Source organism: Herbiconiux oxytropis (genome assembly GCF_024979315.1).
GTDB classification, from domain to species: domain Bacteria; phylum Actinomycetota; class Actinomycetes; order Actinomycetales; family Microbacteriaceae; genus Herbiconiux; species Herbiconiux oxytropis.
The window spans coordinates 246,046-268,852 of record NZ_JANLCK010000001.1 but is presented as its reverse complement, the minus strand read 5'-3'; the positions used below and the strand labels follow the sequence as shown (position 1 = coordinate 268,852).

Sequence of the window (22,807 nt, the reverse complement as noted above, 5' to 3'; positions counted from 1 at the left end):
CGAGATGAACGACACCGGCCTGAACGCCCGGCCCGCCCCCTGGCTCGGGGTGATCGCCGACGACGTCACGGGCGCCACAGACCTCGCGGGCTACGTCGCCCGCTCCGGCTCGACGACCATCCAGTTCTTCGGGGTGCCGAACGCGAGGACGGCGATCCCCGCCGACGTGGACTGCGTGATCGTGGCTCTCAAGAGCAGGAGCACCCCTCCCGAGGAGGCCGTCGCCGACTCCCTCGCGGCTCACGACTGGCTGGCGTCGATCGGCGTGGAGCGGATCTACGTCAAGTACTGCTCGACGTTCGATTCGACCGACCGGGGGAACATCGGCCCTGTCCTCGACGCCCTGGCCGAGCGCACCGGCGAACGCGAGGTGATCGTGTGCCCCAGTGCTCCTGAGAACGGTCGCACGGTCTACCAGGGGAAGCTGTTCGTGTGGGGTCAGACCCTCGACGAGTCGCCGCTCCGCGAACACCCGGTCAACCCGATGAGGGATGCGGATCTGCGGCGCCTCCTCGTCGCCCAGTCGCGCGAGAGCGTGGGCCTGGTGCCGTGGCAGGTGGTGGCCGGCGGCGGGACGGCCGTCGCCGAGGCGCTCGCGACGGAAGCATCGGCCGGTCGCCGGCACGTGGTCGTGGATGCGCTCGACGATGCCGATCTCGATTCGATCGCGGAAGTCGCCCTGACGCACCGGCTGGCGACCGGTTCCGCCGGGTTGGCGGCGGCCATGGCGCGGAAGGTCGGTCTCGCTCGAAGCGGGCCCGCGCCCTTCGTCGTTCCCTCCGGTGACGCGGTCGTGCTCTCCGGCAGCTGCTCGGCCGCCACCCGCCGGCAGGTCGAGCTCTTCCGTGCGCAGAACCCGAGCTTCGAGCTCGACCCGATCCGTCTCGCCGAGGGCAGTCAGTTCGTCGACGACGCCGTGAGCTTCGTCGAGGCCTCGCCCGCGGGGTCGGCACCGCTGGTCTACAGCACGGCCGATCCGGAGCAGGTCGCCCACGCGCAGGACGTGCTGGGTGTGCAGCGTGCGGCGTCGATCGTGGAGGACGCCCTGGGCGAGGTGGCGTCGAGGTTGCGCGCATCCGGCCGTCGGCATTTCGTGATCGCAGGAGGAGAGACCTCGGGCGCCGTCGTGCACGCGCTCGGGGTGGATTCGATCGTCATCGGGCCGGAGATCGCGCCAGGCGTGCCACTCACCGTCAGCGCGGGCGATCATCCGGTGGCTCTCGTCCTCAAGTCGGGGAACTTCGGCGGCGAGAGGTTCTTCACCGAAGCGCTCGGCCGTCTCCGTGACCTCACTCCCACCCCTGCACCGATGGGCGGGACGCCGTCATGACCGACCTCGACGGAGCACGCAGCTCGCTGGTGGAGGTCGGCCGGATGCTCAGCGCCGCCGGCCTCTCCCCGGGCTCGACGGGCAACCTGAGCATCCGGGTGGGGGACAGGATCGTGTGCACGCCGACGGGATCCCGGCTCTCGGCTCTCGAGACCGACCGACTCAGTGTGATCGACCTCGATGGGGCCGTCGTCTCCGGGCCGAGGGCCACGAAGGAGACGTTCATGCACCGAGCGATGTACGGGGCGAATCCCTCGTTCGGCGCAGTGGTGCATCTGCACTCCGCTCATGCGACGGCCGTGTCGTGCCTGGCGGACGGGGATCCGCGGGATGCCGTGCTTCCGCTCACGCCCTACCTGACCATGCGTGCCGGGGCCGTTCGGAGCATGCCCTACGTGGCGCCCGGCGACCCCGCCGCGGCCGCACCCATCGCCCGGGCCGTGGGTGAAGGCGCCTCTGCGCTCCTGCTGCAGAACCACGGCTCCCTCGTGGCGGCCCAGACCCTCGACGACGCCGCAGCCGTCGCTGAGGAGCTGGAGGAGTCGTGCCGGCTCGTGATCCTCACCGCCGGGCTGGCGGTGCGCCCGCTCTCGCCGAGCCAGCGCGTCGCGCTGATGCACCGGGGCCCCTGAGAGTCCCGTACCTACCGGGTAGCGCCACCTGCTCGGAAGTGCGGCTTCTCGAGCGGATAGCGCTACCCCGTGGCTGTCGAGGTCGTCAGGCGCGCGACTTCTCGTCCGCGACGAGCGCGTTGACGCGGGCCCGCTCGGCGCGGCCGTAGGTCTCGCGGGTCACGAGGATGGCGATGAGACCCACGATCGCGGCCGTCATGTAGAGCAGCGACGCTCCCGGCCAACCGATCCAGCCGACCAGCGCCGCGGCGAGCAGCGGCGCGAAACCACCGAGGGCCGCCGCGATCTGGTAGCCGAGCGAGGCGCCCGAGGTGCGGGTGGAGGTGCCGAACTGCTCGGTGAGGAGCGAGCCCTGGTTGCCCGTGAGGGTGGCGTGGATGAAGCCGATGCCGAAGATGAAGACCGCGATGACCAGCGCCGGCGTGCCATCGTCGGTGAGCAGGTACATCGGGAACGCGAACAGGATCGCGGCGATGCACGCCCCGATGTAGAGGGGCTTCCGCCCCACACGGTCGGTGAGCGAGCCCGCCAGGAAGGTCACGAAGACCGCCACGATGCTCGCCGCCGTGATGGCGCCGAGGGCGGTGGGACGGATGTCCGGGAAGCGCTCCGTGAGGTAGTTCAGCAGGTAGGTGGCCGTGGAGTAGTAGGCGAACGACTCCACGATGCGCAGCCCGATCACGCGGAGGATGCTCCTCCAGTCGCGCCGGATGGTGGCGAGGAACGGGTTCTTCTCGATCCTGCCCTCGGCCTTGGCGTCCATGAACTCGGGCGACTCCGACAGGCGCGAGCGCACGATGAGGGCCACGATCACGAGCACGGCGCTCAGGAGGAACGGGATGCGCCAGCGCCAGTCGCCCTCGAGGTCGGCGCACACGAGGAACATGGCGCTCGCGAGCGCGATGCCCACGGGGTTGCCCGCCTGCGGGATGGCCGCGTACATGCCGCGACGGTTCCACGGCGCGTGCTCGTAGGCCATCGTGATGGCCCCGCCCCACTCCGCGCCGAACGCGAGGCCCTGGATCATCCGGATGATCACGAGGAGCACCGGGGCCAGGACCCCGATCTGGGCGTAGGTGGGGAGCAGGCCGATCAGGAACGTCGCCGCCCCCATCACGATCATGGCGCCGACCAGCACGGGCTTCCGGCCGAAGCGGTCGGCGAGATAGCCGCCCACCGCGCCGCCGAGCGGCCGCATCAGGAAGCCGACGGCGAGCGTGGCGAACGAGAGCAGGGTGCCCACGAAGCGGTCGCTCTCGGGAAAGAAGACGGCCCCGAAGTAGAGGGCAGAGGCGGTGCCGTAGGCGATGAAGTCGTAATTCTCGACGCTCGTGCCGAAGGCGGCCGCGATGGCCGTCTTGTTGCGGTCCTTCGAGCCCAGCGCAGACTTCTGCGGAGGTGTCGCGGTGGTGGTCACGGGGGATCTCCTTTGATCGTGTGGGGGAGGGGTGGGATCAGGTGGCGGGGGTGCCCGGCGTCAGCTCGTCGAGCGCGTTGAGCTTCGCCACGCGGCGGCGGGTGTCCTCGTCGTCGTCGAAGGTGGCAGCCAGGAACTCGGCCACGATGTCGTCGATGAACGCCGGCGGCACGAGCCAGGCGCCGAGGGCGATCACGTTCGCGTCGTCGTGCTCAACGGCCTGGTGCGCCGAGTAGGTCTCGTTCGCCAGACCGCAGCGGATGCCGGGGATCTTGTTCGCGGCCATGATCGCTCCGGCGCCCGTGCCGCAGACCAGCACGGCGCGATCCGCGGTGCCGTCGAGCACGGGGGCGCAGGTGGCCTGGGTGATGTCGGGGAAGTCGACCGGGTCGGTGCTGTCGGTGCCCCGGTCGATGACCGTGTGGCCGAGCTTCTCGATCGCGTCTATGACGCGCTGCTTCACGGGGAAGCCTGCGTGATCGGCTCCGACGGCGACTCGCATGCGGTGGTCCTCTCCAGGGCTACAGTGCGTGTGAACGTTTCCATGGAAACGATTCCACAGGGCATCGATGACCATCATGCTCCAGGATGCGACGATTGGCAAACGCCGGATCCGACGGGCTCAGGAGACGGGTCGGCTCGCAGACGACCGATCGACCAGCGACCGGTCCACGAGAGACATCGCGATGCGTGCTGACGCGGCCTCGCGGCCCTCGATCAGGTCGATCAGCCCCCGGACGCCGAGCCGGCCGATGGCCGCGGCGTCGTTCCGCACCGAGGTGATCGGGGGAGAGGCGAACTCGAACCACTCGAGGTCGTCGAACGAGATCACCTCGATGCGAGAGGCGGCCTCCGCGCCCAGCCGCTCGCGGAGCCCGTGCAGCACTCCGAGCGTGGTGGGCCCGTTCGCGCCGAAGACGGCGGTGGGCAGCACGCCGCGGTCGAGGATCCGGATCATCGCCGCCGTGGCGCCCTCGGCTTGGAAGTCGCCCGCGTCGACGAAGGCGTCGTCGGTGCTGATTCCGTGCGCCTCGCGGCCGGCGAGGTAGGCGGCCTGACGCTCCGCACCCGTGGAGATGGTGACGGGGCCGCCCACGAACGCGACGTCACGATGGCCCCGGCGCTCGAGCCAGTCGAGCACGAGCCCGACGCCCTGGGCGTTGTCGGTGGCGTAGAGCGGTGCGTCGAGGCCCTCGACGCTCCGGTTCAGCAGTACGACGGGCAGGCGGGACGCCAGCAGCGCGGCCAGTCGTGGCGTGACCGGGCCCTGAGGCGAGAGCAGCAGACCGTCGACGCGCTGGGACGCGAAGATGCGCAGGTACTCGTCGGCCTGCACCTCGTCCTCATCGGCGTTCGCGAGCAGGACGGCGTAGCCGCGCTTCATGGCCTCGCTCTCGGCGGCGTGGGCGAGCTCGGAGAAGAACGGGTTGCGGATGTCGGAGACGAGGAGGCCGAGCACCTCGGTGCGTGAGCGGCGGAGCGACCGCGCGGGACCGTGCGCGATGTAGCCGAGCTCGGCGGCGGCGGTCTGCACCTTGGCCCGCGACTCGGGCGAGGTGCTCGTGCTGCCGCTCAGCACGCGCGACGCGGTGCCGAGCGAGACGCCGGCGCGTCGCGCGACATCCTTGATCGTGGACATGGACCGCCTCGGGGTGGAAACGTTTCACCAACGCGCCACCAGTTTATGGCACGGCGGCGACCGCCGTCCTCGGGCCGCGACGAGCGGTGACGCGGCGTCGACGGTATTCGAGGCCGCCCGTCGACAACGAAGGAGTCTCGGGAGCGCCTGGGGTCGAAGCTCCGTCGTCGCCCCCTGGCGGCCCTAAACTCGCACCCATGGACAGCGACTCCGTGGGCACCATCATCTGGATCGTGTCGTTCGTCGTCGTCACCGTGGCGGTGACCGGGCTCGCCGGTCGTGTGGGGTGGTCGGCGCCGATCGTGCTCGTGATCGTGGGCGCCGGGGTGTCGTTCATCCCGGGCGTGCCGGAGATCACCGTCGAGCCCGATCTCATCCTCTACGGGCTCCTGCCGCCGCTCCTGTTCGCCGCGGCCATCCGCACCTCGTTCGCCGACGTGCGGGCCAGGCGCGACGGCATCCTGCTGCTGTCGGTCGGGCTCGTGGCGTTCACGGTCGTGACGGTGGGGCTCACCGCCTGGCTCGTGGTTCCCGCGATCTCGCTCGCGGCCGCCTTCGCCTTCGGGGCGGTCGTGGCGCCGACGGATGCCGTGGCCGTCACGGCGATCGCGGGTCGACTCAAGCTCCCGCGCCGGCTCGTGACGGTGCTCGAGGGCGAGAGCCTGCTCAACGACGCGACGGCCCTCGTGGCCCTCAACGCGGCGATCGCCGCCATCGTGAGCGCGTCGGCTCCGCAGGGCGAGCCACTCACCCCCTGGTCGATCGTGCTCGAGTTCGTGATCGCCGTGGTGGTGGGGGTGGGCTTCGGGCTGCTCGTGGGTCTCGTGCTCGGCTTCATCCGCAAACAGCTCACCTCGCCCGTGCTCGACACCAGCCTCTCGCTCGTGACCCCGTTCGTCGCCTTCATCCCGGCCCAGCTGCTGCACGGATCGGGTGTGCTCGCGGTGGTGGTGGCCGGCCTCTTCCTCGGCTTCCGCGCCCCTGTCATCCAGACCGCCCAGGCCCGCATCGCCGAAGCAGTGAACTGGCGCACCATCCAGTTCCTGCTCGAGAACGCGGTGTTCCTCTTCATCGGGCTGAGCCTGTCCGGCATCCTCGTGGGGGCGCTCGAGGACGGCCCGGGCCTCTGGCCCACGATCGGCATCTCGGCCGTGCTGCTTCTCGCCGTCTTCCTCTCGCGATTCGTCTGGATGATGATCACGACCTCGATCTACCGTTTCGGGCCGAAGTGGCTGCGCGAGCGTGGCTGGAGCTGGCGCAACGGCATCGCGGTGTCGGTGGCCGGCATCCGGGGCGTCGTGACGCTCGCCGCCGTCTTCCTGCTGCCGGAGGAGACCCCCGGGAGGGCGTTCCTGCAGTTCCTCGCGTTCGTGATCGTGGTCGGGACCCTCCTCGGCGGAGCGTTCCTGCCCTTCGTTATCCGGCGGCTGAAGCTGCCACCGCCCGACTTCAGTCAGGAGGCCACCGAGGTGCACCAGCTGCTCGCCGAGGCCCAGGGTGCAGGCCTCGCGCGGCTCGACGACGAGGGGACCGAGACCGTCGACCCTCGCGTGGTCGACCGGCTCAAGCTCAACGCGCGCTTCCTCGGCGACACCCTCGAGAATCCCGGCGACGACGCGGCAGAACCGGCCCCGAAGTCGTACAACCGGCTGCGGAGGCTCATGCTCGAGGCCGAGCGCGAGGCCGTGCTCACCGCCCGTGCCGAGGGGCGCTACCAGGAGCGATCGGTGCGGCGCGTGCTCGCCAAGATCGACGTCGAGGAGACGGAGCTCGACGTGGCGAAGCCCGAGCGACCGAGCGGTCGCTAGCGCCTCGCGAGGAACTCCTCCACGAAGGCCGCCGTGTCGTGCCAGCCCTCCACGGCGTGGGTCGTCACGCCCATCGCCTTCACGGGGTAGTCGTTGCCGCCCTCGTCGAGGCGGTCGCCCACGAAGAGCATGGCCTCGAGCGGGATGCCGGTGAGCTCGGCGAGGCGGTTCATGCCGTAGGCCTTGTCGATGCCCTCGCGCGTGATGTCGACCGAGGTCGAGCCGCCCGAGCGCACCTCGAGGTCGGGCAGCAGGGGGGCCACCGCGGCGCGCAGCGACTCCTTCTTGGCGCCCGTCGGATCCCACGCCGACTTGGCCTCGATGGGCGCCTGCTGGCCGAGGGCCGAGAAGGTGATCTGCGAACCGCGGTCCTCGAGCACGGGGCCCCAGGTCTCCCTCTCCCAGAGCCCGAGCTCCTTCGCCTGGGCGACGAGCGCCTCCTGGGCCCTCGTCTTCTGGTCGTCGGTGAGGTTCTCGGCGTAGACCTGGTGCCACTCGCCGCCCTCGTGCCGGTAGTACTGCGTGCCGCAGGTGGGCATGAGGTGCAGGCGCTCGAGGTTCTCGGCCGTCTGCGGCAGATTGGCCACGAGCTGGGTCTGGAACTGCCCGAACTGGCCCCCCGAGATGACGCAGACCTCGACGACGTCGAGCAGGCGCACCAGCAGCTCGGCCATGCGGGGATCGAGCGGCGCCTTCGACGGCGCCAGGGTGTCGTCGAGGTCGAATGCGACCAGGCGGACTTCAGCCACGGGGTTCCTCCTTCGAGGGCGGGGGAGCGGAACCTCGATTGTGACAGATCGAGATGCCCGCGATGATCAGAAGAAGGGCCCCCACGGCCACGATGGTGCGGGTCGGGTGTGTGGGAGCTCCTGTTCCGGCGAGCGGAGCGGCTCGCTGCTGCCCGTCGGCGGATGCCGTCACGACGATCCGCGGATGCGCGATGAGTCGCTGGGTGGAGCCGTCGGCCGTCGCGGGCAGGGTGACGCGCACGAGCAGCTCGGCGATCTCGCCCCGCGCCGGCGCGGGCGGAGTGATCGTGGTCGAGACCTCGAGGGCCTGCCAGAGCTCGCCGTCGCCGCTGTCGACGACGTCCACCTGCAGGCGCGCCGCCTGCGGCGCCCGCAGCTGCAGGGCGACCTCGATCGACGCGCCGGGTGCGAAGACGAAGCCGGGCGGAAAGGGATCGAGTTCGAGGGCCGGGGCCCAGGTCTCACCGTCGAGGCTCACCTCGACGGTGCCCGGTGCCGGTGCCGGAGCCGGTGCAGATGCCGGAGCCGGTGCGGCCGAGGCGAGATCGGGACCGGGACCGAGAGTCGCGAGTGCCGTCAGCACCGCGGCTCCTCCGAGCACCAGGACGGCCCATCTCATGCGGGGCTCCGGCTGCGCAGCCGCCGCCGCGCCGCCCGGATCCACACGACGGCCGCGTAGAGCAGCAGGGTGCCCGCCGCGAGGCCGACCCCGAGCATCCGCTGCTCGCCCGTGAGCCAGAGGTTGACGTGACCGAGCAGGGGCAGGTGGTACCAGAGCACGCCCCGGAGCTGCTCCGGACGCACCGGCTCGGGATCGTCGGCGGAGTTGGCGTCGCCACGGAAGACGAAGCTGCGCTCGCCGTGGCCGTCGACCCGCACGGCGGCCACCCGGTGCGTGGCGACGGCCGGCCGACCGGACTCGAGCTGGTAGGCGGCCACCTGGCCGACCCGGATCGATGCCGGATCGGCCGGGGCCATCACCACGAGCTCGCCGGGCGGGAGGCTGGGCTGCATCGATCCCGTCAGCACGGTGTACGGCGTGCTGCCGGAGATCCTCGGCACCACCACGACGGCGGCGAGGACGCCGACCGCCGCGAAGAGCAGGAGCCAGGACGAGATGCGCCCGGCCCAGCTCGCCCAGCCACCCGCTCGGCGCTTCATCGTCAGGGATTCTGAGTGAGCGTGAACTCGAAGTCGCCGAGGTTCAGATCGGCGTCCATGCCCTCCCCGTAGGGCGTCTCCGGGTCGAACGTGAACACGAGCTGCACCGGGAGCACGCGGTCCTCCTCGATCGGGCCGAGGTCGTAGCTCAGCTCGGTGGTCAGCGTGTCGGCGACCAGGAAGTCCACCTCGAGGTAGGGCAGGAGGTCGCCCCCGATGTCGGCGGTGTCGGCGGTGAGGGTCGCCTCGAGGTTGCGCCCCTCTCCTGAGACCACGGCTTCCGCGGTGTACCGGATGACGTCGCCCGGCACGATCTTGTCGACCGCCGGGTCGAAGGGCTCGGCGATCGCTCCGGAGACGTCGGTCCAGGTCGCGTTCTGCACGTCGAGCGCGAGGTGACCCGAGCTGATCGTGCCCTCCGCCACGGTGGCGGAACTCGACCAGTAGGCGAGCGTGCCGAGGCCGCTCGTGAGGAGCACGGCGGCGGCACCCGCCGCGATCGCGCCCTTGGTGACTGCATTCATGATGATCCCGTTTCTTCTCGGAAGAACCGGGCGTTCGGCTGAGCGCCCTTACCTCCCGCAGAATAGATGAGAAATCATCGACTTCACCATCCCCCCATTCGGGTGGGGTGGAGAGGGAACGGGCGGGAAGGAGGGGGCGGGACGTCAGCGGAACGCGATGACCGCATCACCCCAGGCGTGCCGGATCTCGGGGTCGGGATCGTCGACCACCGTGCCGCGGGCATCGAAGACGAGGGTGCTGCGGGTGGTCTCGTCGTAGAGCGGCCAGGTCTGCCCGCCCTCGACCTCGGGCTCGCCCGCCTGGGCGAAGGCCGCCCAGCGACCGCGGATCTCGCTCGAGAGCCGGCGCGCCGCCTTGAGCCCGCCGAGGTCGAAGCTCGGATCCTTCTTCGCGATGTCGAGCGTGCCGAACACGTAGGCGATCTCGGCACCGTGGGTGGCGCCGATGCCGAGCATTCGCAGCATGGCGGGCGCGTGGTCGAAGCGGTACATGCGGGTGGGCGCCACCCGGCTGTGCGCCGCCGCCAGCCAGATGGAGGGCATGCGGAAGCCGGCGTCGCGCGAGAGCTCGGCGGGGCTGCCGTGGCGGGGGAACCGCGGGTAGGCGGCCTCGATGCGCGCCTCCAGATCGGCCGGGGCTGCCGAACCGAGGTCGGGCCGCTCGGCGAGGATGGCCTCGAACATCGCGTGCACCGAGGCCTGCGTGATGGGCATGAGCGGCGACTTCATGAGCTTGAACAGCGACGCCTCGTCGTGGTTGGTGCCGATGACGAGGGGCACCCGCAGCTGCCTGCCCTCCCGGAACGCGTCGACCGGAGGCTCCGGCACGAGCACGCCGTCGACGACGGGCGCGATCGCGAGCGTGCCGGGTGCCTCGGCCGAGACCGCCGCCACGAGGTCGAACGCCGCCTGGCTGAGCACCCCGGGCTCGAGCTCGCGCAGCCGGCCGGCCTCGGCGGGCTCGAGGCCCACGAGCCGCAGGTAGCGGCCGGCGACGGTCGCGGCGCGTTCGGCGTCGTAGACCGAGGTGGCCGGCGAGCTCTCGGCGATCGCGCGGTGGAACAGGCCCTCCGCGGCCGGCGTCGCGAGAAGCGTGGTGACGCAGCCGCCGCCCGCCGACTCGCCGAAGAGCGTCACCGAGCCGGGGTCGCCGCCGAACGCCGCGATGTTCTGCTGCACCCAGGCGAGCCCCGCGAGGATGTCGTGCAGCCCCACGTTCGCCTCGAACTCCTCCGGTGAACCGGCGGGATCCGAGAAGCTCGAGAAGTCGAGGAAGCCGAGCGCGCCGAGCCGGTAGTTGAGACTCACGACCACCACCCCGCCCTCCGCGGCGAGCTGCGAGGGCTCGAAGAGGGGCTGGGCGCTCGAGCCGGCGACGTACGCGCCGCCGTGCACCCAGACCATCACCGGATGCGGGCCGTCGGCATCCGGCGCCGTCACGTTGAGGGTGAGGCAGTCCTCCGACTGCGTGACGCCCGGGGGGAGCGTGATGGCCCTGTTCTCGTGCTGCGGGGCCGCGTGCCCGAAGGCCGAGGCGTTCCGCACGCCCTCCCAGGGCGGTGCCGGCTGGGGGCGGCGGAAGCGCAGCGGTCCCACCGGCGCGGCCGCGTAGGGGATGCCGCGCCAGTGCCGCACGGAGCCGGTGGCACCGACCCCGGCCGCCCCTTCCCGGTGCTCTCCGGCGACCCCGCGCACGGCGCCGGATGCGGTCTCGACGACGAGCGGATCACCCTCGGTGTGCGGCATGACGCCACTGTAGCGATTGAATGGGTGGGTGGACCATGCCTCGATCGACCTCCTCCGTGACGACCTCACCCGAGCCCGCTACCGGGTGGAGGTGCTCGACGACCTCTGGGGTGCAGAGGCCGCCGCCGCCCTCTTCCGGGGCCGCACCCTCCCCGCCCGGCGGGTGCTCGCCGAGCGCGAGCGGGAGGCCGAGCGGGCGGGCGAGGCGACGGCCGCCGATCCGGTCGTCGCGCTCGCGCGCCTGTTCGTGCTGGGCCAGCAGGTGAGCCGGGAGGAGCTCGACGCAGCCCTCCCGTCGCTCACCTCCGAGGGCGCCGAGAGGCTCGGCCTCGTGGGTGAGGGCTCGGCCCCCGGCCACCTGACCGCGCGGCTCGACCTCCGCCCCTACGGCTTCGTCGACTCGCTGGGGGCCGGCAGCTGGTGGATCGTCTCCGATCTCGGCGAGGCCGCGCTCGGCCGTGCCCTCGACGAGGACCACGTGCTCGGCATCGGCGGGGCCACCACCACGCTCTCCGGACTCATGATCCCCACGCCCGCCGACTCGGTGCTCGACCTCGGCACCGGATGCGGCATCCAGGCCATGCACGCCTCGCGGTTCGCCCGCCGGGTCGTGGCCACCGACATCTCCGAGCGCGCCCTCGAGATCGCCGCGCTGAACGCGCGGCTCAACGGCATCGACACGATCGAGTTCCGCTTCGGCAGCCTGTTCGAGCCGGTCGCGGGGGAGCGGTTCGACCGCATCGTGTCGAACCCTCCCTTCGTCATCACCCCCCGCACCGAGGGAGTGCCGCTCTACGAGTACCGCGACGGCGGGCTCGAGGGCGACGCGATCGTGGAGACGGTCGTGCGCGGTGCTGCGGAGCACCTCGCGCCGGGCGGCATCCTGCAGATGCTCGGCAACTGGGAGTACCGCGAGGGGGCGGGCGGCGACGCGATCGACGGCCTCGGGCGGGTGCGCTCGTGGGTGGAGGACGGCTCGGGGCTCGACGCCTGGGTGATCGAGCGCGAGCAGCAGAGCGCGGCACTCTACGCCGAGACGTGGATCCGCGACGGCGGCACCAAGCCCGGCAGCGAGCGCTTCGAGGAGCTCTACGCCGCCTGGCTCGACGACTTCGAGGCGCGAGGCGTGCGCGCCGTCGGGTTCGGCTACCTCCTGCTCCGCCGCCCGCGCGAGAGCAGCCCCACCCTCGCCCGTTACGAGCGACTCGAGTCGGGGCTCGGCGACAACCCGGCGGGGCTCGGCGATCACCTCGCCCGCTGTCTCGCCGGCCACGACTGGGAGGTGCACCGCGATCTCGGCGCGCTGCTCCGCTCGACCCTCGTCTACGCCTCCGACGTCACCGAGGAGCGGCACTACTGGCCGGGCCACGAGGATCCGGTGGTGATGGCGCTCCTGCAGGGCGGCGGCTTCGGCCGGCGGGTGGCGCTCGACACGGGCCTCGCGGCGTTCGTGGGCGCGTGCGACGGCGACCTCGCCGTGGGCCCGATCGTCGACGCCATCGCCGATGTGCTCGCCGTCGATGCCGGGGCGCTGCGAGCCGAGCTCGTGCCGCGCATCCGCTCGCTCGTCGATGACGGGTTCCTGCTGCCCGCCTGAGCACGTGCCCGCTCGCGCTCGCGTACGACCGGGCCGCCCGGAGGGCCGCCCACCGCCCTAGGGTGGGGTCATGGCCGCCACGCGCACCCTGCACGCCGAGGTCTGCATCGTGGGCGGTGGGCCGGCGGGGCTCATGCTCGGCTACCTGCTCGCGCGGCTGGGCATCGACGTGCTCGTGCTCGAGAAGCACGACGACTTCCTGCGCGACTTCCGCGGCGACACCGTGCACCCCTCGACCCTCGAGCTGCTCGGTGACCTGGGGCTCCGCGAGGAGTTCCTCACGCTGCCGCACAGCGAGGTGCGCTCGCTCGACGTGATGGTCAACGGCATCAGGGTGAAGGCGATGGACTTCTCCCAGCTGCCTCCGCCGAACGACTTCCTCGCGTTCATGCCGCAGTGGGACTTCCTCGACTTCCTGGCCGGGCACGCCGGCCGGCTGCCGAGCTTCAGGCTGCGCAGGGGCACGGCGGCCACAGGGGTGCGGCGCGCAGGGTCTGCGGTCACGGGCGTGACCGCGGTCGACGCCGAGGGCGAGCTCGAGATCGTGGCGAGGCTCACCGTGGCCGCCGACGGCCGCAGCTCGACCGTGCGAGCCGCCACGGGCCTCGAGCCGCGCGAGTTCGGGGTGGGCGTCGACGTGCTGTGGTTCGACCTGCCCAAGCCGCCCGCCGTGGTCCGGCCCACCCTCGCCTATCTCGACCGCGGCGTCTCCGTGGTCACGATCGACCGGGGCGACCGCCTGCAGACGGGCTGCATCATCGCGAAGGGCCGCTTCGACGAGATCCGGGCCGAGGGCCTCGACGCCTTCAAGGAGTCGCTCGCGCGCGCCGCGAAGCCGCTGGCTCCCGTGGTGGGCGCCCTCGACGACTGGGAGAGCGTGAAGCTGCTCTCGGTGCGCCTGTCGCGGCTGGAGACCTGGCACCGGCCGGGGCTGCTCTGCATCGGCGATGCCGCGCACGCCATGTCACCCGCGTTCGGCGTGGGGGTCGAGTACGCGATCCAGGATGCCGTAGCCACGGCCAACCGTCTCGCCGAGCCGCTGCTGCTCCGGGCCATCGGCGGACCGGGCTCGGCGCTCGGCGTGACCCCTCGCGACCTCGCAGCCATCCAGCGGCGCCGGCTGCCCGCCGTCAAGGCGATGCAGGCGATCCAGCTGCAGCTGCACCGCGCCATCGCGAGGCCGCTCGACCGGCCGCTGCTGTCGAATCCGCCCACCGCCGTGCAGCGCGCCGCCCTCGGCCTGATCGTGCCCGCCGTGCGCGGCGCCGGGCCGCGCGTGATCGGCCACGGGCTCCGGCCCGAGCGCATCGGCGAGGTCATAGCGCGCTCGCGGTGAGCATCCAGGCGTTCTCCAGTCCCGCTGGCCAGACTGGGATCCAGTGCGCAGCGGGCGCCTGAGATCGGAGCGATCACCATGGGATTCCTCGACCGACTGCTGGGCCGCGAAGAACCGCAGGAGGGCACCTCGCAGAGCCCCCAGCAGCACGACCCGCGCTACGCCGTGCCGCAGAAGCCGGGCACCGCCGGCTCGGTGTCTCCGCAGAGCGCGCCGCAGCGCACCGACGACGAGATCGCGGTCGACCGCTACCGCTACCTCCTCCGCACCGCACCGCCCGAGACCATCGAGCAGGTGCACGAGGAGGCGTTCATGAAGCTCACCCCCGAGCAGCGCAAGATCCTCTTCACGCAGCTGTCGCAGGATGCCGCGCCCGGCGACGCGCCGCGTGGTGACGACCCGCACTCGCTCGCGCAGTCGGCCACGCGCTCCGAGATCCGCAACCCCGGCACCATGGAGCGCGCCTTCGCCGGCGCCGGCAACCAGGGAGGCGGCATGGGCTTCGGGGGCATGGTCGCCTCGTCGCTGCTCGGCACCGTGGCCGGCTACGTCATCGGCTCGGCGCTCGTGAGCGCGTTCCTGCCGCCGATGGGTGCCGAGGGCGGCAACGAGGCGGGAGCCGACTCAGGCGACGGGGGAGCGGATGCGGGCGGCGACGTGAGCGCGGACGGCGGCTCCGCCGACGGCGGCGGGTTCGGCGACTTCGGCGGCGGAGGCGACTTCGGTGGAGGCGACTTCGGCGGGGGCTTCGACTTCTGACCCGCGGGTGTCGGTAGAGTCGGCAGCATGTCAGATCTGCGCATCGTGGAGCACGAACAGGACGACGTGATCACCTACTACGTGACCACCGACCTCAACCCGGACGATTTCCCGGACGCTCCGAACCTCGGCCCCTTCCCCACCCGCGAGGAGGCCGAGCAGGCCCAGCGCGACTGGGACCAGGAACTCATCGACGACGCCGAACCGGGCGTCCAGTAGCGCGTCAGGCGTTCTGCAGCACGATCACCACGGAGATCGCGCCGATGCTGAGAGCGACCAGGCCGATGATCACGATCCAGGTCAGCGCTCTCGCTTTGCCGAGTCGGCCGATGAATCCACTCGGGCGCTCGTCGTAGTCGTCGTCGTTCATCATGGGTCGACGATAGCGGGTAGCGTAAGGGCCAGCCCACCCCCGTACGACAGCGAAGAAGCGATGAATCCATACGAGAGCCGTCCGTGGCTGCAGAGCTACTCGAGCGAGCTGGCCCCCACCGTCGAGGAGCCGCCGTTCCGGTCGGTCGGTGAGCTGGTCTCCGAGACGTGCGCGAAGCACGCCGAGTCCACCGCCTTCTCCAACATGGGGGCGACACTGTCGTTCCGGGAGATCGACGAGCTGTCCGACCGGTTCGCCGGCTTCCTGCTCGGCGAGCTCGGTCTCGGCAAGGGAGATCGCATCGTGCTGCAGATGCCCAACCTGCTGCAGTACCCGGTGGCCCTCTACGGTGCCCTCAAGGCCGGTCTGGTCGTGGTGAACGCCAATCCGCTCTACACCGCGCACGAGATGCGCAAGGTCTTCATCGACTCGGGCGCCACGGCCATCGTGGTGCTGCAGAACTTCGCCGACAAGCTCGCGGCCGTCATCGAGCAGACGTCGATCAAGCACGTCGTGCTCACGGATGTCGGCGACCTCCTCCCCGGCGCGCAGCGACTCGTGACGAACTTCGTGGTCAAGCACGTCAAGAAGCTCGTGCCGCGGCACGGGCTGACCGGCACCACCTCGTTCCGCGCGGCGCTCGCCGCCGGCGCCCGGCACGCAGGCCTGGCGCGTCCGGACGTGGCCGCATCCGACACCGCCCTGCTGCAGTACACGGGTGGAACCACCGGCGGCACGAAGGCCGCCGTCATCTCGCACCACAACCTCGTGGCCAACCAGGCGCAGATGCTCGCGCCCATGCGCCTGCGGCTGCACGAGGGGCAGGAGACCGTGATCGCGGCGCTGCCGCTCTACCACATCTTCAGTCTCACGGTGAATGCGCTCGCGTTCTTCTCCTACGGCTCGCACAACGTGCTCATCACGAACCCGCGCGAGACCGACGACCTCGTCAAGACCCTCGGCAAGACCAAGCCGAGCGTGCTCATCCTCGTCAGCACCCTCGCGGGCGCACTGCTCGAGAACCCCGGTTTCCGTGCGCTCGACTTCTCGGGGGTCAAGCTCGCGGTGGCGGGCGGGATGGCTGTGCGCGGCGCGACCGCCAGAGCCTGGCGCGACGCGACCGGCAACGACGTGCTCGAGGGCTACGGCCTCACCGAGGCCTCGCCCGTGGTGTCGGTGAACCCCACCTGGACGACGCCGCGCGTCGGCACGATCGGCCTCCCGCTGCCCTCGACCGACATCGAGCTGCGCGACGAGGAGGGCGTTCCGGTGGCCCTCGGCGAGCGCGGCGAGCTCTGCGTGCGCGGCCCCCAGGTGATGTCGGGCTACTGGAACCAGCCCGAGAACTCGGCCGAGGTGCTGAAGGACGGCTGGCTGCTCACGGGCGACGTCGCGACGATGTCGGACGACGGCTACATCACGATCGTCGACCGCAAGAAGGACATGGTGGTGGTCTCGGGTTTCAACGTCTACCCGAGCGAGGTCGAGGAGGTCGCCATGGCCCACGACAAGATCCGGGATGCCGGTGTGATCGGTGTGCCCGACGACCGCTCCGGCGAGACCGTCGTGCTGTTCGCGGTGAAGGCCGACGACTCACTCACCGAGGACGAGCTGCGCGCCTACCTCAAGACCGAGCTCGCCGGCTACAAGCGGCCCACCCGCATCCTGTTCCGCGACGAGCTGCCGAAGTCGAACGTGGGCAAGGTGCTGCGGCGGGAGCTGCGCGACCTGCTGTAGCGGCGGTCGCCCGGGTGTCTGCCCGGATGCCTGCTGGAGGCTCTAGGAGACCGGCGCGGCCTCGGGTCTCGGGCGCCGCACCACGATCGTGAGCGTCACGACGAGGGCCACGACGACCGTGATCGCGAGCACGACCACCGCGAGCGAGGTGGCGGGCGCGACGAGCGGCGCGAGCAGCACGACAGCGGCACCGCCGAGCGAGAGCGCGGGCGGCACGACCGTGGGCCCGATCAGGGGCCGGTAGAGCACGCGCATCATCACGAGGAACAGCGCGACCGGCACGGCGACCGCGTAGCCGATCGTCGTGACGGGCGTCTCGGCGTGATGCGCGAGCGCCTCCACGCTCACCTCGAGGCCGGCGCCCACGGCGGCGAGCGCCACGAAGATCAGGTAGTGGCCGTAGCCCCAGTAGTACGACCAGCGGCGGTTGTTCTCGAGCCCCTCGTGTGCGGGTTCGAGGAAGTACACCCACCAGAGCCCGAACAGCAGCGCGAGGCCGGCCGCCGCGAGCAGCACGAACTCCCCGCTCGAGGCGCCGGCCGAGACGATCGACTGCACGCCGGAGGTGGCGGCGAGCACCGATTCGCCGAGCAGGATGATCGTGAACAGGGCGTAGCGCTCGGCCACGTGGTGCGGATGCCAGGCCGTGGCGCGCGGGCGCTCGGCCCAGATCGGCACGGCCATCTCGCACACCGCCAGCAGCGCGAAGACCGCCACCTGGGCCGCGAACGGCCAGTCACCGACGGTGAACACCCGTACGATCCAGAGCGCCTGCACCACCGTGATGCCGAGCGCGTAGCGGAGCGCCGTCGCGCGTCCTGCGGGATCCTGGGCCGCGGCCCGCAGCCACTGCACCACGAGGGCGATCCGCATGATGAAGTAGCCCGTGGTGATGAGCAGGTAGTCGCCGTGCTCGAACGCGCTCGGCACACCTGCCGCGAGCACGAGCACACCGCCCATCTGCAGCATCGTGAGGAGCCGATAGGGCACGTCGTCGGTGTCGTACGCCGACGCGAACCAGGTGAAGTTCAGCCACGCCCACCAGATGGCGAAGAACACCATGAGGAAGTTCGGCAGGGCCGTCACGATGTGGTCCTCGGCGATCGCGTGGGCGAGCTGGGTGACGATCGAGGCGATCGCCACCACGAAGGTGAGGTCGAAGAGCAGCTCGAGCGGGCTCGACACCCGCCCCGGCTCGTCGACGTCGCGACCGCGCATGCGCACGAACGGGAGAAGCTGCCTCGTCATAGGAACAGCAGCACGATCTGCAGCACGATCGCCAGGAGGCCGGCGCCGAGGAGGATCCAGCCCGTCGTGCGGAAGGCGCGGCCCTCGTGGGTGGGCTCGTCGGCGCGGCCCACCGCCGGATCGCGGGGGTTCACGTAGACGGTGAGCTCGTCGCCCGGTTCGAGCGACTGCGTCTCGTCCTCGTGGGCGGGCGCCTGGTAGAGCACGTTGTCGTCGCCGAGCCAGCGGTAGGCGCGGTGGCCGGCGTCGTCGAGCACGACCACGCCGAGGGTCTCGCGCCAGCCCCGGAAGAACGCGCCCCGCACGTAGCCCACGACGAGCATGAGGATGCCGGCGCCGATGCCGATCCAGCCGAAGAGCTCGGTGATGAGCATGAGGGCGTCCATCGACTCCACGGTGTCGGTCGCCTGCACTGTGCCGGTCGCCTGCTCCATGATGAGAACTCTAGCTAGGCTGAGCCGCGTGAACGGCGTGCAGCTCCTCCTCGTGATCGTCGGGGCCATCGCTGTCACCGGGCTCGCCCAGCGACGGGGCCTCCAGCCCGCCCTCGTCATCACGGTCGTGGGCTTCGCCGCCTCCTTCATCCCGGGCTTCACGCGGCTCGAGCTCGACTCCGAGATCATCCTCGGCGTCGTGCTCCCACCCCTGCTCTACTCGGCGGCCCTGCAGTTCTCCTTCGGCTCCTTCGTGCGCAATCTCCGCCCCATCCTCGGTCTCGGCGTGGGGCTCGTGGTGGTCACCGCTCTCGTGGTGGGTGTGTTCTCGGCGTGGGTCGTGCCGGCACTGTCTCTCGGCGCCGCCCTCGTGCTCGGTGCCATCGTCGCGCCACCGGATGCCGTCACGGCCGTGGCCATCGGCCGCAAGCTCGGCCTCCCCAAGCGGGTCATGTCGATCCTCACCGGCGAGAGCCTCGTCAACGACGCCGCGGCGCTCACGCTCTTCAGCATCACCGTCGCGGCGGTCGCCGGCACCCACACCTTCCTCGAGAACCCTCTGCTGCTGTTCGGCTACGGGTCGGTGGTGGGCATCGCGGTCGGGCTCGTGCTCGCGGTCGTGGCCGTCGCCATCCGGCGGCTGCTGAAGGACTCGGGGCTCGAGACCGTGCTCGGGCTCATCGTGCCGTTCGCGGCCTACCTCCTCGCGGAGCAGTTCGAGGCCTCGGGGGTGCTCGCCGTGGTCGCCGCGGGGTTCGCGGTGGGCACCTCCTCGGCGCGCACGGGCTACGAGACGCGGCTGCAGGAGCGGCAGGTCTGGTCGTCGCTCGACGTGCTGCTCGAGGCATTCGTGTTCGCCTACATGGGTCTGCAGCTGCGCTTCGTCATCCAGGACATCAGCGACGCCGGCGACTCGGTCTGGGCCGTCTTCGGGCTCGGTGCCCTCGTGCTGCTCGTGGTGCTGTTCATCCGGCCGATCTGGGTGTTCGTCTCCTTCGGCCGCAACTTCCTCACCGACAAGATCATGCGTCGCACGATCGCGAGCGACGAGCGGCTCCGCGAGCGGATGCGCGTGGCCAACGAGCACCGCGTCGCGCGCGGGCGGAAGCCGAAGCAGTACCCCGTGTTCCTGAACTGGCGCGAGAGCCTCGTGGTGTCGTGGACCGGCATGCGCGGGGTCGTCACGCTCGCCGCGGCCGCGGGTGTGCCGCTCGTGCTCGCCAACGGGGATCCCTTCCCAGGGCGGGCCGAGATCCAGGCGATCGCGTTCATCGTGGCCGTCGGCACACTGCTCGTGCAGGGTCTCACGCTGCCGCTGCTGATCCGGTCGCTGGGGCTCAGCGATCCGGAGCAGGACGAGTACGACCTCGCGCAGTCCGCGCACGCCCGCGAGGTGGCGCGTGCGGCGTCGGCCGGGGTGTTCGCCGAGTTCCTGCGGTCGCCTCCCGCCGATATGCCGGCCGAGGTGCTCGAGCGGATCGCCGAGAGGGTGGCGCGGCAGTCGGACGAGGCCGAGCGCGCACCCGGACCGGGCGAGGGACCGGGCGCCGAGTTCGGCGCCCTCTACCGCCGGGTGCTGCACGCGCAACGGGTGGCCGTGGTGCGCGAGCGCGACGCCGACCGGCTCGACGACGACGCCGCACGGGAGTTCCTCGAACGACTCGACTACCAGGAGGCGGCGATCGTCTCCCAGCTCGGCGACCGGCTCTGAGCCGGCCGTCACGACACCATCCGCTTCGACCCCGCCCATCCGACACGAACAGGAGACGACGATGCTCATCACGTACGAGGGCCAGAGCCCCGAGATCGACCCGACGGCGTGGGTCGCGCCCACCGCCACGGTGATCGGCCGCGTGCACCTCGAGGCCACCGCGAGCGTCTTCTACGGCGCCGTGCTCCGCGGCGACAACGACCCGATCGTGGTGGGCGAGGGCTCGAACCTGCAGGACAACGTGGTGGTGCACACCGACCTCGGCAAGCCGGCCACGATCGGCCGCGGCGTCAGCGTCGGCCACGGCGCCGTGCTGCACGGCTGCACGGTGGAGGACGACTGCCTCATCGGCATGAACGCCACCGTGCTGAACGGAGCGGTCATCGGCACGGGCTCCCTCGTGGCCGCGGGCGCGCTCGTGCTCGAGGGCACGGTCGTGCCGCCCGGATCGCTCGTGGCCGGCGTGCCCGCGAAGGTGCGCCGGGAGCTCGTGGAGGAGGAGCGCGAGGGCATCCGGCGTAACGCGGCGACATATCTCGACCTCTCGAGCGCCCATCGGGAAGCGACCTCCTGAGCCGCTCCTAGACTCGGAGCATGGCTTCTGAACCGCGCGTGCACGTCATCCACGAGAACCCGGAGTGGCTGCCGCCGCTCGCCGCGGCGTTCGAGGCGGAGGGCGTGCCGTTCACGGAGATCCTGCTCACTGAAGACGCCGTGCACGCCGGCATCGACCTCTCGGCAGAGCCCGCGCCCGGCGTCTACTGGTCGCGCATGAGCGCCTCGGCGCACACCCGCGGCAACCCGCACTCGAAGGACTACACGCGCGCCCTGCTGTCGTGGCTCGAGAACTCCGGTGCCCGTGTGGTGAACGGCCGCAGCGTGATCGACCTCGAGGTGAGCAAGGTCGACCAGCACCTCCGGCTCGGCCGCGCCGGCTTCGACGTGCCGCGCACCGTGGCGGTCTTCGGCCGGGCGGGTCTCGCGGCGGCGGCCCGCGACTTCGGGTTGCCCTTCATCTCGAAGCACAACCAGGGCGGGAAGGGCCTCGGCGTGCGTCGCTTCGACAGCTACGAGGAGTTCGACGCCTACGTCGGCGGCGCCGATTTCGAGGAGCCCGTCGACGGCATCACGCTGCTGCAGGAGTTCCTCGTGGCCGCCGAGCCCTTCGTCACGCGCGCCGAGTTCGTGGGCGGCCGCTTCGTCTACGCCGTGCGCGTCGACACCTCGGCCGGCAGCTTCGAGCTGTGCCCCGCCGACGCCTGTGCCGTGCCCGGAGCCGACGGCTCGACCCCTCCGCCGCTGTTCTCGCTGCGCGAGGGCTTCGACGGCGATCCGCTGATCGCCCGCTACGAGGAGTTCCTCGCCACGAACGACATCGCGATCGCCGGGATCGAGTTCATCGAGACCGCCGATGGGCGCCGCGTGACCTACGACATCAACACCAACACGAACTACAACCCGGACGTCGAGGCGTCGAGCCCCGTCTCGGGCCCGCGGTCGATCGCGCGCTTCCTGGGAGGACTGCTCCGATGACCGCGGGACCCCTGCGCTTCGGCTACTGGACGCCGATCTTCGGCGGCTGGCTCCGCAACGTCGACGACGAACAGACGCCGACGACGTTCGAGCACGTCAAGGAGATCGCGCAGACGGCCGAGACCTCCGGATTCGACGTGACGCTCATCGCCGAACTCAACCTCAACGACGTCAAGGGCCAGGAGGCGCCGAGCCTCGACGCGTGGGAGCTCGCCGCGGCCGTCGCCGCCGTGACCACTCGGATCGAGATCCTCACCGCCATCCGCCCCGGCTACCACCTGCCCGCGGTCGCCGCGAAGCGCGCCGCCACGATCGACGACATCAGCGGCGGGCGGTTCACGCTCAACGTGGTCTCGGCGTGGTGGGCCGAGGAGGCGCGGCAGTACGGCGGCATCTTCTCCGAGCACGACGACCGCTACAAGCGGAGCCTCGAGTTCGTCGAGATCCTCAAGGGGCTCTGGAGCGAGACGCCCTACAGCTTCAGCGGCGAGTACTACGAGCTCGAGAACACCTACCTCTCGCCGAAGCCCCAGGTGGCGCCGGTGATCTACGCCGGAGGCGAGAGCGAGGGCGGCAAGAACGCGATCTCGCGGTTCGCCGACGCCTACGTCACTCACGGTGGCACGCCCTCCGAGCTGCGCACCAAGATCGCCGACCTCACCGCTCGCCGGGCCGCCGTGTCGGAGACGCCGTTCTCGTCGTTCGGCATGGCCGCCTACGCGATCGTGCGCGACACCGAGGAGGAGGCGCAGGCCGAGCTCGAGCGCATCACGGATGTGCGGGGCGGGGCCGCGTACGAGTCGTACCAGGACTTCGTGTCGAAGTCGCAGCTCGAGACCACCGTCGACCTCCGCGACTACTCGGTGTCGAACCGGGGGCTCCGGCCCGACCTCGTGGGCACGCCCGACCAGGTGGCAGAGCGGATCGTGGAGTTCTCCGACGCCGGTGTCGACCTGCTGCTGCTGCAGTTCTCGCCGCACCTGCGCGAGATGCGGCGGTTCGCCGAGCAGGTCATCCCGCGGGTGCGAGAGCTCGAGGGGCGCTGAGGGGGCCGGGGCGCTCCTCGTGCTGGT

23 protein-coding genes are annotated in these 22,807 nt (G+C 71.1%); 12 read left to right on the top strand and 11 right to left on the bottom strand.

The genetic code is table 11. The features are described from left to right. Positions 1-4 precede the first annotated feature (4 nt). Positions 5-1,330, top strand: coding sequence for a 3-oxo-tetronate kinase (gene otnK / locus N1028_RS01285; protein WP_259524942.1), 1,326 nt, complete (start codon positions 5-7; stop codon positions 1,328-1,330). Next, positions 1,327-1,962: a class II aldolase/adducin family protein gene (locus tag N1028_RS01280; RefSeq protein ID WP_259524940.1), complete on the top strand. Its 636-nt coding sequence runs from the start codon at positions 1,327-1,329 to the stop codon at positions 1,960-1,962. Before otnK ends, N1028_RS01280 begins: the two co-directional genes overlap by 4 nt. Positions 1,963-2,047: 85 nt before the next feature. On the opposite strand, the gene N1028_RS01275 is transcribed toward N1028_RS01280, so the two are convergent. The 3 genes from N1028_RS01275 to N1028_RS01265 all read right to left on the bottom strand — a co-directional run bounded on the left by N1028_RS01275 (position 2,048) and on the right by N1028_RS01265 (position 5,018). Continuing rightward, complete coding sequence (locus N1028_RS01275) at positions 2,048-3,379, bottom strand: MFS transporter (protein WP_259524939.1); 1,332 nt, start codon at positions 3,377-3,379, stop codon at positions 2,048-2,050. 37 nt (positions 3,380-3,416) lie between these two features. After that, a complete protein-coding gene (locus N1028_RS01270) occupies positions 3,417-3,881 on the bottom strand; it encodes an RpiB/LacA/LacB family sugar-phosphate isomerase (RefSeq protein WP_259524938.1) in 465 nt (154 codons plus the stop codon). A gap of 120 nt (positions 3,882-4,001) precedes the next feature. Then, positions 4,002-5,018: a LacI family DNA-binding transcriptional regulator gene (locus tag N1028_RS01265; RefSeq protein WP_259524937.1), complete on the bottom strand. Its 1,017-nt coding sequence runs from the start codon at positions 5,016-5,018 to the stop codon at positions 4,002-4,004. A 197-nt stretch (positions 5,019-5,215) separates the two neighbouring features. On the opposite strand from N1028_RS01265, the gene N1028_RS01260 reads away from it, so the two are divergent. Beyond that, positions 5,216-6,826: a cation:proton antiporter gene (locus N1028_RS01260; protein ID WP_259524936.1), complete on the top strand. Its 1,611-nt coding sequence runs from the start codon at positions 5,216-5,218 to the stop codon at positions 6,824-6,826. On the opposite strand, the gene N1028_RS01255 is transcribed toward N1028_RS01260, so the two are convergent. From N1028_RS01255 to N1028_RS01235, 5 genes are all read right to left on the bottom strand, one after another. Continuing rightward, positions 6,823-7,575 (bottom strand): HAD-IIB family hydrolase, encoded by a 753-nt coding sequence (locus N1028_RS01255; RefSeq protein ID WP_259524935.1) that lies wholly within the window; start codon positions 7,573-7,575, stop codon positions 6,823-6,825. The two genes, N1028_RS01260 and N1028_RS01255, sit on opposite strands and share 4 nt — an antisense overlap. Further along, positions 7,568-8,194, bottom strand: coding sequence for a hypothetical protein (locus N1028_RS01250; protein ID WP_259524934.1), 627 nt, complete (start codon positions 8,192-8,194; stop codon positions 7,568-7,570). The genes N1028_RS01255 and N1028_RS01250 overlap by 8 nt, the downstream gene beginning before the upstream one ends. Beyond that, a complete protein-coding gene (locus tag N1028_RS01245; RefSeq protein ID WP_259524933.1) occupies positions 8,191-8,736 on the bottom strand; it encodes a signal peptidase I in 546 nt (181 codons plus the stop codon). Before N1028_RS01245 ends, N1028_RS01250 begins: the two co-directional genes overlap by 4 nt. A 2-nt stretch (positions 8,737-8,738) precedes the next feature. Continuing rightward, positions 8,739-9,260 (bottom strand): alternate-type signal peptide domain-containing protein, encoded by a 522-nt coding sequence (locus N1028_RS01240; protein WP_259524932.1) that lies wholly within the window; start codon positions 9,258-9,260, stop codon positions 8,739-8,741. 144 nt (positions 9,261-9,404) lie between these two features. Further along, positions 9,405-11,006 carry a carboxylesterase/lipase family protein gene (locus N1028_RS01235; RefSeq protein WP_259524931.1) on the bottom strand — a complete coding sequence of 534 codons (1,602 nt, stop codon included), beginning with the start codon at positions 11,004-11,006 and terminating at the stop codon, positions 9,405-9,407. Positions 11,007-11,034: 28 nt separating this feature from the next. On the opposite strand from N1028_RS01235, the gene N1028_RS01230 reads away from it, so the two are divergent. From N1028_RS01230 to N1028_RS01215, 4 genes are all read left to right on the top strand, one after another. After that, complete coding sequence (locus N1028_RS01230; RefSeq protein WP_259524930.1) at positions 11,035-12,603, top strand: DUF7059 domain-containing protein; 1,569 nt, start codon at positions 11,035-11,037, stop codon at positions 12,601-12,603. 70 nt (positions 12,604-12,673) lie between these two features. Further along, positions 12,674-13,939 carry an FAD-dependent oxidoreductase gene (locus N1028_RS01225; RefSeq protein ID WP_259524929.1) on the top strand — a complete coding sequence of 422 codons (1,266 nt, stop codon included), beginning with the start codon at positions 12,674-12,676 and terminating at the stop codon, positions 13,937-13,939. Positions 13,940-14,017: 78 nt separating this feature from the next. After that, positions 14,018-14,698 carry a hypothetical protein gene (locus N1028_RS01220; protein WP_259524928.1) on the top strand — a complete coding sequence of 227 codons (681 nt, stop codon included), beginning with the start codon at positions 14,018-14,020 and terminating at the stop codon, positions 14,696-14,698. 27 nt (positions 14,699-14,725) lie between these two features. Next, complete coding sequence (locus N1028_RS01215) at positions 14,726-14,917, top strand: hypothetical protein (RefSeq protein WP_259524927.1); 192 nt, start codon at positions 14,726-14,728, stop codon at positions 14,915-14,917. A gap of 4 nt (positions 14,918-14,921) precedes the next feature. Here the strand turns inward: N1028_RS01215 and N1028_RS01210 are convergent, their stop codons facing one another. Next, positions 14,922-15,071: a hypothetical protein gene (locus tag N1028_RS01210; RefSeq protein WP_259524926.1), complete on the bottom strand. Its 150-nt coding sequence runs from the start codon at positions 15,069-15,071 to the stop codon at positions 14,922-14,924. Between the two features lie 60 nt (positions 15,072-15,131). Here N1028_RS01210 and N1028_RS01205 point away from each other — a divergent pair, with 60 nt between their 5' ends. Continuing rightward, complete coding sequence (locus tag N1028_RS01205; RefSeq protein ID WP_259524925.1) at positions 15,132-16,808, top strand: AMP-binding protein; 1,677 nt, start codon at positions 15,132-15,134, stop codon at positions 16,806-16,808. Positions 16,809-16,850: 42 nt separating this feature from the next. On the opposite strand, the gene N1028_RS01200 is transcribed toward N1028_RS01205, so the two are convergent. After that, complete coding sequence (locus tag N1028_RS01200) at positions 16,851-18,056, bottom strand: low temperature requirement protein A (protein WP_259524924.1); 1,206 nt, start codon at positions 18,054-18,056, stop codon at positions 16,851-16,853. Then, positions 18,053-18,490 (bottom strand): DUF3592 domain-containing protein, encoded by a 438-nt coding sequence (locus tag N1028_RS01195; protein ID WP_259524923.1) that lies wholly within the window; start codon positions 18,488-18,490, stop codon positions 18,053-18,055. The genes N1028_RS01200 and N1028_RS01195 overlap by 4 nt, the downstream gene beginning before the upstream one ends. A 28-nt stretch (positions 18,491-18,518) precedes the next feature. Between N1028_RS01195 and N1028_RS01190 the strand changes: the two genes are divergently transcribed. The 4 genes from N1028_RS01190 to N1028_RS01175 all read left to right on the top strand — a co-directional run bounded on the left by N1028_RS01190 (position 18,519) and on the right by N1028_RS01175 (position 22,780). Continuing rightward, complete coding sequence (locus N1028_RS01190; protein ID WP_259524922.1) at positions 18,519-20,201, top strand: cation:proton antiporter; 1,683 nt, start codon at positions 18,519-18,521, stop codon at positions 20,199-20,201. Between the two features lie 61 nt (positions 20,202-20,262). Then, on the top strand, positions 20,263-20,775 hold the full coding sequence (locus tag N1028_RS01185; RefSeq protein ID WP_259524921.1) for a gamma carbonic anhydrase family protein: 513 nt from the start codon (positions 20,263-20,265) through the stop codon (positions 20,773-20,775). 20 nt (positions 20,776-20,795) lie between these two features. Continuing rightward, entirely contained in the window at positions 20,796-21,734 is a 939-nt protein-coding gene (locus N1028_RS01180; protein WP_259524920.1) for an ATP-grasp domain-containing protein, read from the top strand. Beyond that, entirely contained in the window at positions 21,731-22,780 is a 1,050-nt protein-coding gene (locus N1028_RS01175; RefSeq protein WP_259524919.1) for an LLM class flavin-dependent oxidoreductase, read from the top strand. Before N1028_RS01180 ends, N1028_RS01175 begins: the two co-directional genes overlap by 4 nt. Positions 22,781-22,807 lie beyond the last annotated feature (27 nt).